Consider the following 15838-nt stretch of genomic DNA (forward strand, 5'->3'; position numbering starts at 1 on the left):
GCTCAGGCCTCGGTCGGCCCGGCATCCGGCAGGGTGGGGCGCCCGGTGATCTGGTGCAGCCGGGCCAGGGACCGCGCCCGCCAGTTGCGGAGGAGCCGCCAGCCGACGCGCCGCCACGCGATGGACGGCACCGGCGAGGCCGGATCGATCAGCGCGCTGAGCGCCCGCGCGTAGTCGAGCACGAGGCCCGGAGTCCAGGTCATCGACCGTGCGCCGGTGCGCAGCAGGGCGGCCGCCCAGAATTCCGGGGTGGTCAGCGCCGTGGCGAGCTGCCGCCAGGGATGGCCGCCGCGGCTGAACGCCCCCTCGATCGCGACGTCGAGCGCCCGGGCCGCCGTGGTCGAGCAGTTGCGGCTGATGAAATTGTAGGTGGTGTCCTGGCGGTACGCCGCCCAGAACGCCCGGAGCCGCACGGCATCGATGCCGTTCAGGGTGACGGCGACGGTGGGCGGGCACCAATCGGCCACCTCCGCGTCATGGGAGGGCAGGAAGCGCCCCGGCACGTCGTTCTCGGGCCCGGCGCGCAGGCTCGAGCGCAGATTGGCGGGCGAACGGTCGATCTCCACCGCGGGATAGTGGCTGATATAGAGGTCGTCCCCCTGGCCCAAAGCCCCCTGGCCCAAAGCCCTCTGGCCCAAGGCCGCGTGGCCTGTGGAGAACCGGCCGGCCTGATCGACCGAGGCGACGTAGCGCCGGATCAGCCGCTGGCTGGCCGGGGTGGTCGCCTGCCCGGTCGGGGTCCAGACATAGACCGTCAGGCTGCCGGGCTCGGCCGCATCCGGCTCCGGCGCGGCGCGGCGCAGGTGCCGCGCCCGGAGGCCGATCAGCGTCAGGTTGGTGCCGCTCAGGATCAGGAACATCCCGATGCAGTAGCCGACCGTGCCGGCATACCACGTCGGCCACGGCTGGAGGTGAAACACGCCGAACGCGACGCTGAGCGCGCCCAAGGCCACCGAGGCCCGCCAGCCGGCGAATTTCAGGAGGCTCGCGATCGTGATCCGGACCAGGCCGTCGACCGTGAAGGCGATGCCGAAGATCATGGCGAGCAGGAAGTTGCTGTGCCGCGTGGCCATCAGGATCAGGACGGCCATGATGGTCAGGAGTACGAACTGGAACAGGCGCATCCGGCGCGCGGTGCCGGTGACGAGCGCGCTGACCGCCAGCGAGATCAGGCCGTCGATCAGGAGGATCACGCCGAACCACCGGTCCGGGACGTGGATCGCCCCGTCGAGGGAATCGACCACCACGACGATGCCGGCGAACGCCCACAGGAGGCCGACCGACAGGAGGAAGCGCCAGTGCCGGCCCACCGCCGCGCGTCCCACGAGCAGCAGCCAGAGCGGCGCCATCCGGCCGCCCACCGGATCCGCAATCCCGGACACGGTCGGCACCGCGGGGGAGCGCGGAAGGGACGTCGAACGCGGTCCGGACATGAACGGTCGGCCTCAAGGATGCGCAGAGAAGGATCTCTCGCACAGACGCGGCCGGACCGAAATGGCGGGACGCGAGACAGTCGATAATCGGAAGTTTTGCGCGGTTCTTCGGACGCAACTTCCACAATGGGGCTGAGGGATGTCTTAACGAACCCCGGACCGGGGGCAGCGCGCCCGATTCGCAACGGGATAGTCTTTACGACATCTGAAGAAGTGCGGCGCCGGATCCGACCCGGACGGACATCATCGCACGCCCGCCGTTAAACACCCCCTCGTTCCCCTCCCGATCTGTCGGCGATGCCCCTAAGCCGGGCCGGGCGCCTGTCCGAGGGCGAACGGCGTCCCGCGAATAGTTTCGAGCAGCCCTAGACCTCCAGACTATTGATCTCGGTCCCGACGCCCGCGCGATGCCCCCACCGGCCCGACACGTCGCGCCGCCGCCCATCTCGTGACTGATTCGTGCGTTCACGGTCGGTCGTTGGATCGCCGTTTGAAGTCATCGTCGGCCCGATGCCATTCAATCGTGGGACGGGCACAATATTTGTTGCAGATTTTCTGCGTACAACCTCATGTTAACGCAGACGATTAGAAACTGTTCAAAGAACATCTCTAGAGAAATGGTAGACATTTAGTCCCGATTTTGTATCATTAGGTGCCAATGTTGGCATATCAGAAGCAGTCCGGCAGGGATCGGGCGGGGGAATTCCGATCCGATCATCGGTTTTCGGCTTCTCTGCGGATTGTTTTGCTTCGTCGCGTACCTGGGGGACCTTCATGAACACGATTGACCTGTATGAAAAGTCTTCAGATCTCAATACCGATCTGATCAAGTGCACGGCTTCTCTGGTCGCGGCCTACGTCTCGCGGAACGCTGTGGGCGCGGGGGAACTGCCGGCTCTGATCGATCAGGTTCACACGGCCATCACGGTTCTGCAGACCGGCACGTCGGGCTCCGCCTGGACCGGACCGAGCGCGGCTCAGATCGAAGCGTCGATCCAGCATGACGGCCTGATCAGCTTCATCGACGGCCGGCCCTACAAGACGCTGAAGCGTCACCTCACCGCCCATGGCCTGACGCCCGAGCGGTACCGGGCCAAGTACGGCCTGCCGGCCGATTACCCGATGGTCGCCCCGGGCTACGCCGCCAAGCGGTCCGAAATCGCCAAGGCGATCCAGCTCGGCCACAAGGCGGCCTGAGGCCAGCCTCACCCCGCGGTCGCTTCGTCACCGGCACCGACACGAGCCGGCCGCCGGAGCGTCGCGCTGGGGCGACGCGCGACCGGGATCCGATGCCCCGGGGGATCCGGACTCCGCCTTGTCGAGGGGGCTCGGCAAGGCGGCCGGGCCGGGTCACGCCAGGGCGGCCACTCCAACACGTGGCGCGCGATGCCGGAGCCACAGGACAGGGCCGCACGATCAGCGACAGGCCCGATGGAGATCGTCGGGTGCGGACCGGGATCGGTCGGGGCCGCCCGCCTCGGAGCGAACCTCGCCGGGGCCGAGGTCCCCGGCGGCCGTCATGTCAGGCCTTGGCGACCGCCAGGGTGCCATCATCCATGATGAGGAAACGCACGCCGGCGCGGCGCAGGGCCTCGACTGCTTGGAGACGCGAGCGGCTGCCGCGGTGCTCGCTGTCCTCTTCCAGGCGCCGGACCGTGGAATGCGACAGGCTGCTCGCCTGGGCCAGATCCATCATCGACCAGTCCAGCATGGCCCGCGCGGCGCGCAGGTGGCGGCCGGCCACGGACTGCTCGAAGCCCGCCCGCAGGGGCGCCGGCATGAGAACGCCGACGCCGAGCGGATACTTGAGACCGCATCGCCCAAGATACGTCCCGTCGGGATCCCAGATCGGCATCGTGAAGATCCGGAAGTGCACGAGATCCCCGTTGGCAAGGCGCTCGTGGGCGGTCGCCTGATAGAGCGTGCGCTGCTCGATATGCTCCTCGGCCATCGCCCGGAAGGCCCCGCGCTCCTCGGGCACGATCATGAGGAAGGGATCGCTGCAGATCTCCTCGAACGGCAGACCGTGGACCTGCGCCATCTCGAACGGCATTTCGCGGACGCGGTCGACGCCCACCCAGAAGCTCGCGATGTGCTGGGTCTGGTAGAGCGCGGCCCGTCGCCGCCGCTCGTCATGCCGCGCATGGGCCCGCTGCTCGCGGTCGCTCACGTCCAGCGCCGTGCCGCTGACCGCCACCGGCCGCCCCTCGGCCGAGAAGCGCGCCTCCATGGTCAGCGACAGGGTACGCTGCGTGCCGTTCGGGCGGATGACCCGAACGATCGCTTCCCCCGGCACGTGGCCCTGCCGGACATCGGCGAGGGACGGCAACCGGTGCCGGTCCTCCGGATGGACCAGGGAGAGCAGCAGCTCGTAGCTCGCCTTCGTGGCATTGGGCACGAGACCGAGCAGACGGTAGAAACCCGGCGACCAGATCTGCTCACCACCCGTGAAAACCCAGCTCCAGGCGCCGCTGACGCCTCGACTTTCCGTAATGGCCAGAAATTCCCCGGCTGAGAATGTCAAGGCGCTTAAAGCAGAATGAAACATACCGGCGTGCCTGGATCGTTCGAGCGCCCGCCACAACAGGCGTATGTCGACTCACTGACGAAACGATTGCGCGACAAGACCTGATGCTCGTCGGAGATCAGAAGGAGATCCGCGAAAAGCATTTCATAGCCCCTCTTGGCTCGCAACAACGAACATGCCGGCGCACAACCCACAGGCTCCCCGAACACGAAGACACCCCCCGCCCGCCCATTCCCCGCCGAGGGCGGATGCCGAAACCGACGCCGGTTGAGGCGCGCGTCGACCCGGGACCGAGCCGCAGGGCGAGGACGCTTCATAACTCATACTAATGCGACTGTCGCATCTCCGATCCGTTTATGCAAAATATATTCAATATTTTTTGACGCGGCTCGACATGGCAGCAATGCGTTGGATTTCGATATTACTTTTCTTCTAAGCCACATGCTTCATTTTGCATCGAATGTGATAGCATTTTTCGTGATCAATTTTCTGAGATTGATACAAATTATCCCATCGAGCATGATCCGAGCTTCTCGCCAAGGAGTGGCCGGCGGTTGACAAGCGGCCCCGGGTTGTGGGGGAGCGAATGGAGCATCAGGGAGGAGCCGTATGAGCGTCGCCTGCATCGGCGAATGCATGGTCGAATTGTCGGAGCAGCCGGACGGGAGCCTCGCCCGCGGTTTCGGCGGCGACACATTGAACACCGCGCTCTACCTCGCGCGCCTCGGCGTCGCGGTCGACTACGTGACGGCGCTGGGCGACGACGTCTGGAGCGACGAGATGGCGGCGGCCTGGGGCCGCGAGGGGATCGGCCTCGGCGAGGTCCGGCGTCTGCCCGGCCGGATGCCGGGCCTCTACATCATCCGCACCGACGCGGCCGGCGAGCGCAGCTTCCACTACTGGCGCGATCAGGCGGCGGCTCGGGACCTGTTCACCGAGCCGGGCGCGGCCGCGACCCGGGCGGCGCTCGAAGCCTACGACCTTGTCTACCTCTCCGGCATCAGCCTCTCGCTCTACGGCGAGACCGGCCGCGCGGCCCTGTTCGAGACCCTGGCGGCCCTGCGCGCCCGGGGCGGGCGCGTCGCCTTCGATACCAATTACCGGCCCCGCGGCTGGCCCGTCTGGGAAGTCGCCCAGGCCGCGTTCCGGGAGGCCCTGGCGCAGGCCGACCTGATCTTCGCCTCCGTGGAGGATCTGGACTGGCTGTTCGGCGCGGAGGGCGAGGATGCGGTGCTGCGCCACCGCGGCCAGGCCGAGATCGTGCTCAAGACCTCGATCGGCTCCACGCCCATCGTCCGGGTGCTGCACGGGACGTCTGACTCGGTGGTGCCAGCCAATCCGGTCGCCCGGGTGGTCGACACGACGGCTGCGGGCGACAGCTTCGCGGCGGGCTATCTCGCCGCCCGCCTCGCCGGGCTGGACCCGGAGGCGGCCGCGGCCGGGGCTCATCGCCTCGCCGGCACCGTGATCGGGCATCGCGGCGCCGTGATTCCCCGGGACGCGATGCCCGATCTCGATCTCCCCGGATCGCGCGCCTGACCGCAGCGGAGGACGGCCCGTGCGTGAAACGGGCCGCCCTTGAGACCGGCAAGCGCAGCCGCTACCTGTGCCAGTGGGGGACGACCCCCGCAGCAGGATCGCCGCGCCTCGTGCGGCCGAGAGGGCAGCCGTGGCGCCGAGTCCATCGCCGATCCAGGTTCCCGAGCCCGACGCCGCCGCGCCCGGTGGAATCCCCAAGACCCGGGTCAGCGCCCGGGGTCGGTTGCGCACCTACTTCCTCACCGGCATCATCGTGGCCGGGCCCCTGGCGATCACCACCTACATCACGTGGTGGTTCATCGCGCTGATCGATTCCTTCGTGAAGCCGCTGGTGCCAGCGAGCTACCTGCCGGACCATTACCTGCCGTTCTCGATTCCCGGGCTCGGGCTGGTCATCGCGTTCCTGGCGGTGACGCTGCTCGGCTTCCTCACCGCCAACCTCGTGGGCCGCTCGGTGATCGAGTTCGGCGAGGTGCTGCTGGCTCGGACCCCGGTGATCTCCGGCCTGTACAAGGGCCTGCGGCAGATCTTCGAGACCCTGTTCTCGGCCAACGGCACCTCGTTCCGCACGGTCGGGCTGGTGGAGTTCCCCGTGAAGGGCACGTGGTCGGTGGTGTTCCTGTCGGCCCCGGCCGCCCCCGAGGTCGAGGGCGCGCTCCGGGCCAAGGGCGCCGCTGCGGACGAGATGGTCGGGGTGTTCCTGCCCTGCGCGCCCAACCCGACCACAGGGTTCTTCTTCTACCTGCCGCGGGCCGAGGTGGTGGAGCTTCATATCAGTGTCGATGACGCCGCCAAGCTGGTGATGTCGGCCGGGGTGATCCAGCCGGAGGATCCGCAGGGCCGGCTCAACGCCATGGCGGCGTCCCTGCGGGCCGCGCACCACCCGGGCGCGGCCACGCAGCGGGAACCGCAGGACGCCTGACGGCGACACCGGGTTTCCAAAGGGCTCAACCCTTTGGCGGGTGCTCAGGGCGGAGCCCTGAGAGCTTTACCAGGGCAACGCCCTGGACCCGCGGAAGGTCTCGACCTTTCGAAACCATGACGTCTGCCCCCGGAAGGCTGGGCGACGATCAGCTGGTTGCCGCCAGCCAGATGCCGAGCAGCGCCAGCACGAGCCCGCCCTGGAGCCAGCAGGCCGTGCGGTAGAGGACCAGCGCCCGGGCGATGTCGTCGGCCGCGGCCGCGGCCCGGCCGTCGCCCATATGGGCGTCGGGCACGAGGGTGCCGTCATAGACGCGGGGCCCCGCGAGCTTCAGGCCGAGCGCCCCGGCCATCGCGGATTCCGGCCAGCCGGCATTGGGCGAGCGGTGCAGGCGGGCATCGCGGGCCATCGCCCGGACGGCACCGCGCGCATCGGCGCCGCGCAGGAGCGCCGCCCCCGCGATCAGCAGGCCGGCGAGGCGGGAGGCCGGCAGGTTCACGCCGTCGTCGAGCCGGGCCGCCGCCCAGCCGAAGGCCTCGTAGCGGGGTGTGCGGTGGCCAATCATGCTGTCGGCGGTGTTGATCGCCTTGTAGAGCGCGCCGCCCGGCAGGCCGAGGGCGCCGATCCAGAAGGCCGGCGCCACGATCCCGTCGGAAAAGTTCTCCGCCAGGCTCTCGATCGCAGCGCGGCAGACCGCCGGTTCGTCGAGGCGCTCGGGATCGCGGCCCACGATCATCGCCACGGCCCGCCGCCCGGCCTCCAGGCCGCCACCGCGCAGGGCCGTCTCCACCGCGGCGACATGGTCGTGCAGGCTGCGCTGGGCCGGCAGGCTCGCGCAGGCGAGGCCGAGCAGGACCAAGGCGGGGAGGGGACCGGCGAGGCCCGCAAGCGCCGTCAGGGCCAGAGCCGGCAGCCCCACCGCGGCGAGCAGCAGCGCCAGAGCGAGGCAGCCCGCGATCCGGCGGCGCCGCGCGGAGCCGCGGTTGAGGTTCCGCTCCAGGGCGGCGATCAGCCGGCCGATCCAGGTGACAGGATGGCCGACCGCCCTGTAGAGCGCGTGCGGATAGCCGGCCGCCGCCTCGATCCCGAGGGCGAGGGCCAGCACGGCGAGCGTTTCAGGCGGATGGACCATTCGGGGTGGAATTTTTCCGCGCGGGAGCGCGCCGCGATCGCCCATGGCGGCGATCTCGGAGGACTCCGACAAGCCTTCCCCGACGCGCCGAAACCCTGGCTCGACCTCTCGACGGGGATCAACCCGATCCCGTATCCCGTGCCGCCCGTGGAGGCCAGCGCCTGGACGCGGCTTCCCGAGGCTGCCGAAGTTCAGGCCCTGCGGACGGCTGCCGCTTCGGCTTACGGCGCGCCGGATGCCGCCCATATCGTGCCCGCCCCCGGCACCCAGATCCTGATCGAGACGCTGCCCCGGCTCCTGGCGCCGACCCGGGTGGCGGTCCTGGGTCCGACCTATGCGGAGCACGCCGCCGCCTGGGCCCGGGCCGGGCACGCGGTGGCGGAGGTCCAGGATATCGACGCGCTCGGCGATACCCGGGTGGCGGTGATCGTCGATCCCAACAACCCGGACGGGCGGACTTTTCCGCTGGCCGAGCGCCGGGCGCTCGCCGAATCCTTCGGCGCCCGCGGTGGCCTGCTGGTCGCCGACGAGGCCTTCGCGGATCTCGAGCCGGTGGAGAGCCTGTGCCCGCATGTCGGGCCGGGTCTCGTGGTGCTGCGCTCCTTCGGCAAGACCTACGGGCTCGCGGGCCTCCGCCTCGGCTTCGCGGTCGCTGAGCCGGGCACTGCGATGCGGATCGCAGGGGCGCTCGGGCCCTGGGCGGTGTCCGGCCCGGCCCTGGCGATCGGGACCGCAGCCCTGTCGGATGCGGACTGGCGCGCGGAGGCCGCCCGGGCACGGGCGGCGGATGCGGCCCGGCTTGACCGGATGATCGCCCGGGGCGGGGGGCAGGTCGTCGGCGGCACATGCCTGTTCCGGACCGCGGATTTTCCGGAGGGGCCTGACCTTTACCGGCGATTGGCGGCGGCGGGCATTGCCGTGCGCCGCTTCGCCGAGCGGCCGGAGCGCCTGCGCTTCGGGTTGCCGGGCGACAAGACGAGCTGGTGCCGGCTGTCGCGGGTTCTGAAGTAGATGCGGGCGGTTCGGCATTCGACGATCATGGATCCACAAGGTCCGGGACCTTGCGTGGGTGCAGGGCAACGCCCTGCTGGGTTCGGGCGACCCCGACATCGGGGCTCTGCCCCGAACCCCCCGCCAAAGGGCTGAGCCCTTTGGCAACCCCTGTCTTTTACGGACCGCGCCCGTGCGGATCGCGCGCGGCCACGATTACGGCCAGCGCCGAGAACACCAGCCCCACCGCGCAGACACCCGGCCAGCCGACCAGCAAAAAGGCCTGCGAGCCGGCATAGGCGCCGAGCGCCCCGAACACGAACAGCGTCGTGAACAGCACGGTGTTGATCCGCCCCCGCGCCCCCGGGACCAGGGCATAGGCCCGGGTCTGGTTGGCGATCAGCGCGCCGTTCATGCCGATATCGATCAGCAGAACCCCGAGCGCCACGGCGATCAGCGACCACGCGCCCCCGACCCAGAGCACCACGAAGGACAGGGCGACCATCAGGCTGCCCCCGAGCACCACGGGCTTGGCGCCCTTGCGATCGGTGAACCGGCCCGAGAGCGGCGCCACGAAGGCCCCGCAGACGCCGATCACCCCGAACAGCCCGGCGCCGGCCGCTGTGAGCCCGAAGGGCGGCCCCTCGACCAGGAGCGCCAGCGTCGCCCAGAAGGCGTTGAAGGCGGCAAACAGCAGCGCCTGCGACAGGCTCGCGGTGCGTAAGACCGGCTGGCTCCGGGCGAGGTGCAGGATCGACAGCATCAGGGCGCGGTAGCGCAGCGGGTGCGTCTGCACGGTCTGAGGCAGGGTCGCCTGGGCGATGCCCGCCATGGCGAGCGCCAGCAGGGACGCGATGAGGAAGACCGGCCGCCAGCCGAGATTCGCACCGAGGAACCCGCTCGCCGTCCGCGCGAGCAGGATGCCGGTCAACAGCCCGGTCATCACCTGCCCGACCACCCGTCCGCGGCTGGCATCCGGCGCGAGCTCGGCCGCGAACGGCACCGCCTGCTGGGCCGCGCTGGCCAGCACGCCGACGACGAGATGGGCGAGCGCGAGGCTGGCGAGGTTCGGGGCGAGGCCGACCGCCAGCAGCGCCACGGCGAGGGCGAGGCATTGCCCCACGATCAGGGCGCGCCGCGGCAGCGCGTCGCCGAGCGGCACGAGCCCGACGATGCCGAGCCCGTAGCCGACCAACGCGGTGGTCGGCACCCAGAGGGCGGCACGGTCGCCGAACTCGGCGACGATCAGGCCGAGCAGCGGCTGGTTGTAGTAGATGTTGGCCACGGCGCCGCCGGCGATCAGCGTCAGGCCGAACCGGGCCTTCGCGTCGAGGGACGTGGTCACGGCTGTTTCGAGCGCAGGCTGGTTTGCCGCCGCGGATGGGCCATGGTCGGGTCCGTATCGTCGAGGGGGAGGGAGCGAGAAGTGCGGGTCGCGAGGCTCTACGGGCAGAGCTTGCCGGCCGGCAAGCTGCGGCGATGCATCCCTGCCGGGGGAGGGCGCGCCTCTTCACGGGTGAAGCCACCGCACCATATGAAATCGACACGGCGTGCGTTGCCGGCCTGCGGGCGGGTGTCGCGCAGCACGGAATCCGGGCGCCGAGTCCAAGAGGCTGTAGATCCGGGTTACGACCGAGAGGGCGGTTTCGTTCCGTGCGGACGCATCCGGAGCCGCCGGAACAGGGAGTACGGAATGCCGAACTACCGCATCGACTTCGCCAAGGAGATCCTCGGGGTGCCGTTCACGATCGGCTCCGTCGAGATCACGCGGGCCCGCGATCCCGAGCGCGCCCGTCGCGCGGCCGAGCTTCGCTTCGCCCGCCAGCACGGCGTCGGCGACTGGCGGGAGCGGGCCGACCTCGCCACCGTGGCCGAGCGCGCCTGAGCTCAAAGGCCCCGGCCCGTCACACGACCTTCGCACAGCATTTGCAAGGTCGCCCGTCGCACTTCGCTACTGGTCAAGCTCTGGTCGCCGCGAGCGCGGCGCCGTAAGATGCCGGACGGGATCGGGGGCTGATCCGGCCTCCCCGGCGCGCGGGTGGGCGGCGCCGGATCGGGCGGCGCACGCATCCGAGCGGCGAGCCCGCCGGGCGGGGCGCGTTTCGAGTTCGGGTCGACGGGGGTCAGTGCGAAGGTCATGGCGGCGATCTCCTTCTTCGGCGACCTCCTTCAGACCATCAGCGAGCGCGGCCGCGACCTGATCGGCATCGGCCGCGGCGATCTCGGATCCCGGGCGAATGCCGCAGACCTCGTCAAGCTGTGCGAGGATCTGATATCCCGGCGCGGCGAGGCCTCCGGGGTGGCTCTGGCCCGCCTGATCCTCGACCGCTACGCCAGCTTCGGACCGGCCGAACGCCACGCCTTCCTGCGGGCCATCGCGCTGGATTTCGACGCGGATCACGCCGCCGTCGACGAGGCGATCGCCGCCTACCGGGCTGACCCGTCGCGCGCCCGTCTCGGGACCCTGCACGATGCGGCGGAGCCGCGCAGCCAGGAGCTGATCCGCCGTCTCAACCTCGCCCGGGGCGGCACGCTCAGCCTCGTGCGGATGCGTGAGGACCTGTTCGATCTGCGCCAGACCCTGCGCGCCGGCGAGACCCTGGATCCTGCCCTGCTGGACGCGGTCGACAGCCTCGATTGCGACTTCGAGCACCTGTTCGCCTCGTGGTTCAACCGCGGCTTCCTGGTGCTGCGCCACATCGACTGGACCACGCCGGCCCATATCCTGGAAAAAATCATCCGCTACGAGGCGGTGCACGCCATCGCCGATTGGGACGACCTGCGCGCCCGGATCGAGCCGCCGGACCGGCGCTGCTTCGCGTTCTTCCACCCGGCACTCGCCGACGAGCCGCTGATCTTCGTCGAGGTGGCGCTGACCGGGGAGATCGCCCCCGCCATCGCGCCGATCCTGTCACGGGAGCGCAAGCCGCTGCAGCCGCAGGCGGCGACGACCGCGATCTTCTACTCGATCTCGAACTGCCAGAAGGGGCTCGCGGGCGTCACCTTCGGCAACTTCCTGATCAAGCAGGTGGTCGAGGATCTGACCCGCGAGGTGCCGACCCTCAAGACCTTCGTGACTCTCTCGCCGGTGCCGGGCTTCGCCGCGTGGCTCGCCCGGGAGCGCCGGGCCGACAGTCCGCAGGGGCTGCTTCCCGAGGATGTCGAGACCCTGCGGGCGCTGGACGATCCGGACTGGCACGCCGACAAGGCGAAGGCCGAGGCGGTGCGCAAGGCGCTGATCCCGGCCGCCGCCGCGTATTTCCTGCGCGCCAAGAACGCGCGCGGTCGGCCCCTGGACCCGGTGGCCCGGTTCCATCTCGGCAACGGCGCGCGGCTCGAGCGGATCAACTTCCTGGGCGACACCTCGAAGAAGGGCCTGTCCCAGGCTCACGGCCTGATGGTGAACTACCTCTACGACCTCACCGCCATCGAGCGGAACCACGAGACCTACGCCAATCTCGGCACGGTCGTGGCCTCTCCCGCGGTGAGCCGGGAGCTGCGCGCCAAGCTGCCGCCGCCGCGCGCCGTGGTGCTCGCCGAGGCGTGAGGAGCGGACCACGCTGCCTCGCGAGCAGAGCGATGCAGTGCTGGAGTCCGTCAGGGCTTTGCCCTGACAACCCACCAAAGGGCAGGGCCCTTTGGAAACCCGGTGTCGGGGTCAAACAGGCCGAGAAACGGAAAGGGCTCGCCGGGAGGCCCCCGAGGCGGCTATGGGTGCGGAAGACACGAAGGCCCGCAACAGCCCAAGCCGCCAGCAGCCCAAGCCGCCCGATGACCAATCACCTCTTCTCCCTGATCCGGGACGGTGTCCCCGATCCCGCCAAGACCGTGATCGAGACGCCGGAGGGCCGCCGCTACGCTTACGCGGAGCTGATCGCCCGCTCCGGCGCCTACGCGGCGGCCCTGCGGGCGGCGGGCGTTGCGCCCGGCGACCGGGTGGCCGTGCAGGTCGAGAAGAGCCCGGAGGTCATCTTTCTGTATCTCGGCGTCGTCCGGGCCGGGGCGGTGTTCCTGCCGCTCAACACCGCCTACACCCCGGCCGAGATCGGCTATTTCCTGGGCGACGCCGAGCCTACCGTGTTCGTCTGCGATCCGGGCCGGCGCGACGCGCTCGCCGAGGCCGCAGCGAGCGTCCGGCAGATCTGGACGCTCGACGCCGCGGGCAGCGGCAGCGCCGCCGAGGCGGCAGACCGGCAGGACGGTGATTTCGCCGACATGCCCCGGGGGCCGGAGGATCTGGCGGCGATCCTCTACACCTCGGGTACGACCGGGCGCTCCAAGGGCGCCATGCTGACCCACGACAACCTCGCGTCGAACGCCCGGACGCTGGTCGATTATTGGCGCTTCACCGCCGACGACGTGCTGATCCACGCCCTGCCGGTGTTCCATACCCACGGCCTGTTCGTGGCAACCAACACGGTGCTGGCGAGCGGCGGCTCCATGCTGTTCCTGCCCCGGCTCGACCCGAAGCTGATCCTGAGCCTGATGCCCCGGGCCACCGTGCTGATGGGCGTGCCGACCTTCTACACGCGCCTCCTGAAGGAGCCGGGCCTGACGCCGGAGGCGGCCCGGGGCATGCGCCTGTTCGTGTCGGGCTCGGCCCCGCTCCTCGCCGAGACGCACCGGGACTGGCAGGCCCGCACCGGCCACGCCATCCTCGAGCGCTACGGCATGACCGAGACCAACATGAGCACCTCGAACCCCTATGAGGGCGACCGGGTCGCCGGCACGGTCGGGTTCCCGCTGCCGGGCGTGTCCCTGCGGGTGGTCGAGCCGGAGGGCGGGCGCATGCTCGGCCCGGATTCGGTTGGCATGATCGAGGTGAAGGGCCCGAACGTGTTCCAGGGCTACTGGCGCATGCCGGAAAAGACCGCCGCCGAATTCCGGGTCGACGGCTTCTTCATCACGGGCGACCTCGGCAAGATCGACGGGCGGGGCTATGTTCACATCGTCGGGCGCGGCAAGGACCTGATCATCTCGGGCGGCTTCAACGTCTACCCGAAGGAGGTCGAGACCGAGATTGACGCGCTGCCCGGCGTAGTCGAATCCGCGGTGATCGGCCTGGCCCACCCGGATTTCGGCGAGGCGGTCACCGCCGTGGTGGTCGGCGGCCCGGGCTGCCCGGACGAAGCCGGCGTGCAGGGCGCCCTGGAGGGCCGCCTCGCCCGGTTCAAATGCCCCAAGCGCGTCCTGTTCGTGGATGAGCTGCCCCGCAACACCATGGGCAAGGTGCAGAAGAACCTCCTCCGGGAGACGCATGCGGGGCTGTATCGGGGCTGATCCAGGCTCTCAGTCGGGTTCCCGCCGCAGCCGACGAAAGAGTTCCTCCGTCGTTCTAAGCGAAGCGGCCCAAAGTAGCGCAGCGTCTTCTGACGTCGCGCAACCCCGGGCCACTTCGCTCCACACGGGATGACGGTGTCGGCAACCCGAAGGGCGAGCCGGCCTCAAATCAAAGATTATGCTCTTTCCGCTCGCCCTCGGGCGGCGTGCGGTCGTCGGGATCCACCACCTTGCGGGCGACGGCGTTGAGGTTGTCCGGGTCGAGGGCCGTCTGGACGAACTCCCGGCCGATATTGGTCACCTCGCGGGCGTAGCGCAGGCCCTGGTCTCGGACCTCGTCGGCCCAGGGACCGATGTTGCGGTCCTCCTGACGGGTGCGCGGCAGCAGGGCGCCGAGCAACAGGCCGGCGGCGACGCCCACCACCCCGACGAGGAGCGGGTTGTCGTCCACGAAACGCTCGACCGCATTGCGGCCCCGGTGGAGGCCGTCGATCCCCTGGCTGGTCAGATCGTCGAGCGCCCGCAGGTTGCGGCGATGAACCCCCTCGGCGCGCTCGCGGACGTCGTCATAGGCCGCGGAGGCACGATCGCGGGCCTGATCGGCCGCGCCGCCCAGGCGGTTGCTGATGTCGTCGGCAAAGCTCGAAACGGTCTGGCTGGCCTGTCCGGCGAGATCGGCCGCCCGGTCGCCCACAGCCCGGGCGCCCTCCTTCACGGCGGAGGCCGGATCGGATGCGCGCGAACCGACGCCGGATGTTCCGCCCGACGAGAGCGGCGCGGAGCCGTGCGGCAGCGGATCGTGCAGGCCGCGCGGGTCGGGCCGCAGGGTGAAATCGCCCGCCGCCGTGCCGGGCGCACCCGGATCGCCGAGGCCGGCCGGATCGGGGCGCAGGCCGGTGCCGGACCCGTGCGGCATACCCGCCTCGGCGGCGATCTGCTCGGGGGTGCGGGACGGCGTGGTGGGGGTACCGGGCTTGTCGGTCATGGCGGTGTCCTCGGATATCCGTCTCGGCTGCGCGGCCTTGATCGGGCGGCGCCGTTCCCTCCGGCCTGCCGGCCGGCCTCAAAACCATGCTCGATCGCATTGCAATCGTGCGCGGCTCTACGCTCTAGTTGTGACGCGCTCTCCGCCGAACCCATGTTCGCTTCGGCGGAAAGCGCTCGCTTCGGCGGAAAGCGCTCGCGTGCGTTCGCGTCCGGCTCACGCCGGTTGTCAGATTTCGGTCTTGTCCAAGGGATCCCGCGCCGGGCGCACGGTCGGGAGATCGGGATCGTAGCCGCGCGCCGCGCCGGTGTTCAGGGTCGGTACGCGTGTGGCTGCGACCTCGGTGCGGCGACGCCCCGCGTCCTTCGCCATGCGGCTGAACAGCAGCCCAACGCCCGCCGCGATCAGCAGCACCGGCACGGGATTGCGGCGCACCGCCTCCAGGGCCGAGTCGTAGGTGGTGTTCAGGGCCGGGACACGCCGGGCATTGCCCAGCATCTCGTCCACAAGGTTCGGCACCGAGAGCCGCCCCTGAATGCGGTCGATCGTGTCGTCGAGCCGGGCGCGGCTCTCCTCGATCTCCTTCTCGAGGTCGTTCATCGAACTCATCCGGACACGCGCTCCGACAGGGCCTGGGCATCCTGGCGGACCTGACGCGTGGTGCGCTTCGGGGCCAGGGTGGAGAGGGAAAGGACGCTGCGCGCCCACAGGGCCATCCCGAGGGCGATCACCAGCAGCACGCCGCCAACGATCAGGGCCGAGAGCCATTCCGACCCGACGATCGTGGCGAGCCATTTCACCAGGGCGCCGATCAGGATCAGCAGGGCAACCACGGCGAACACCGCCGAGCCGACCATGCAGGCGAGACCGACGACGAGCTGGCGGATGTTGCCCGCCATCTCGGCCCGGAACAGGGCGATTTCCTTGCGGGCGAGTTCGTTCGTCTCCCGCAGCGCGTCTCCGATCAGGCTCTGGATGCTCGAAGCACCGGTGGCGCCGTTCTGGCGCGGATCAGTCCCCTGGGCCATGG

At 70.0% G+C, this 15838-nt stretch carries 14 protein-coding genes; 7 read left to right on the plus strand and 7 right to left on the minus strand.

Going from position 1 to position 15838, the window contains the following annotated elements; translation table 11 throughout:
* Positions 1-2 precede the first annotated feature (2 nt).
* Positions 3-1382, minus strand: coding sequence for an HdeD family acid-resistance protein (locus MKK84_RS34065; RefSeq protein WP_243927256.1), 1380 nt, complete (start codon positions 1380-1382; stop codon positions 3-5).
* An 825-nt stretch (positions 1383-2207) separates the two neighbouring features.
* Between MKK84_RS34065 and MKK84_RS34070 the strand changes: the two genes are divergently transcribed.
* Positions 2208-2630: a MucR family transcriptional regulator gene (locus MKK84_RS34070; protein WP_243927257.1), complete on the plus strand. Its 423-nt coding sequence runs from the start codon at positions 2208-2210 to the stop codon at positions 2628-2630.
* A 325-nt stretch (positions 2631-2955) separates the two neighbouring features.
* Here the strand turns inward: MKK84_RS34070 and MKK84_RS34075 are convergent, their stop codons facing one another.
* Positions 2956-3957, minus strand: a complete 1002-nt coding sequence (locus tag MKK84_RS34075; protein ID WP_243927259.1) for a PAS domain-containing protein — start codon at positions 3955-3957, stop codon at positions 2956-2958.
* Between the two features lie 612 nt (positions 3958-4569).
* Here MKK84_RS34075 and MKK84_RS34080 point away from each other — a divergent pair.
* Positions 4570-5499 carry a sugar kinase gene (locus MKK84_RS34080; protein WP_243927261.1) on the plus strand — a complete coding sequence of 310 codons (930 nt, stop codon included), beginning with the start codon at positions 4570-4572 and terminating at the stop codon, positions 5497-5499.
* 130 nt (positions 5500-5629) lie between these two features.
* Positions 5630-6421, plus strand: coding sequence for a DUF502 domain-containing protein (locus MKK84_RS34085; RefSeq protein WP_243927263.1), 792 nt, complete (start codon positions 5630-5632; stop codon positions 6419-6421).
* Between the two features lie 148 nt (positions 6422-6569).
* On the opposite strand, the gene cbiB is transcribed toward MKK84_RS34085, so the two are convergent.
* Positions 6570-7553: an adenosylcobinamide-phosphate synthase CbiB gene (gene cbiB / locus MKK84_RS34090; protein WP_243927265.1), complete on the minus strand. Its 984-nt coding sequence runs from the start codon at positions 7551-7553 to the stop codon at positions 6570-6572.
* Here cbiB and cobD point away from each other — a divergent pair.
* Positions 7545-8564, plus strand: a complete 1020-nt coding sequence (gene cobD, locus MKK84_RS34095; RefSeq protein WP_243927267.1) for a threonine-phosphate decarboxylase CobD — start codon at positions 7545-7547, stop codon at positions 8562-8564. The two genes, cbiB and cobD, sit on opposite strands and share 9 nt — an antisense overlap.
* Positions 8565-8721: 157 nt before the next feature.
* Here cobD and MKK84_RS34100 read toward each other — a convergent pair whose 3' ends face one another.
* Positions 8722-9888, minus strand: a complete 1167-nt coding sequence (locus MKK84_RS34100) for an MFS transporter (RefSeq protein ID WP_243927269.1) — start codon at positions 9886-9888, stop codon at positions 8722-8724.
* 348 nt (positions 9889-10236) lie between these two features.
* On the opposite strand from MKK84_RS34100, the gene MKK84_RS34105 reads away from it, so the two are divergent.
* From MKK84_RS34105 to MKK84_RS34115, 3 genes are all read left to right on the plus strand, one after another.
* On the plus strand, positions 10237-10428 hold the full coding sequence (locus tag MKK84_RS34105) for a hypothetical protein (protein ID WP_243927271.1): 192 nt from the start codon (positions 10237-10239) through the stop codon (positions 10426-10428).
* A 252-nt stretch (positions 10429-10680) separates the two neighbouring features.
* The gene (locus MKK84_RS34110) at positions 10681-12090 is read left to right on the plus strand and encodes a malonyl-CoA decarboxylase (RefSeq protein WP_243927272.1); all 1410 of its coding nucleotides are present in this window, start codon (positions 10681-10683) and stop codon (positions 12088-12090) included.
* Between the two features lie 224 nt (positions 12091-12314).
* Complete coding sequence (locus tag MKK84_RS34115) at positions 12315-13823, plus strand: malonate--CoA ligase (RefSeq protein ID WP_243927274.1); 1509 nt, start codon at positions 12315-12317, stop codon at positions 13821-13823.
* A gap of 169 nt (positions 13824-13992) precedes the next feature.
* Here MKK84_RS34115 and MKK84_RS34120 read toward each other — a convergent pair whose 3' ends face one another.
* The 3 genes from MKK84_RS34120 to MKK84_RS34130 all read right to left on the minus strand — a co-directional run bounded on the left by MKK84_RS34120 (position 13993) and on the right by MKK84_RS34130 (position 15836).
* Entirely contained in the window at positions 13993-14808 is an 816-nt protein-coding gene (locus MKK84_RS34120) for a hypothetical protein (protein ID WP_243927276.1), read from the minus strand.
* A gap of 228 nt (positions 14809-15036) precedes the next feature.
* The gene (locus tag MKK84_RS34125; protein WP_243927278.1) at positions 15037-15408 is read right to left on the minus strand and encodes a DUF3618 domain-containing protein; all 372 of its coding nucleotides are present in this window, start codon (positions 15406-15408) and stop codon (positions 15037-15039) included.
* Positions 15409-15413: 5 nt separating this feature from the next.
* Positions 15414-15836 (minus strand): phage holin family protein, encoded by a 423-nt coding sequence (locus tag MKK84_RS34130; protein WP_243927280.1) that lies wholly within the window; start codon positions 15834-15836, stop codon positions 15414-15416.
* Positions 15837-15838 lie beyond the last annotated feature (2 nt).

This window comes from Methylobacterium sp. E-065 (assembly GCF_022829605.1).
Lineage (GTDB): Bacteria > Pseudomonadota > Alphaproteobacteria > Rhizobiales > Beijerinckiaceae > Methylobacterium.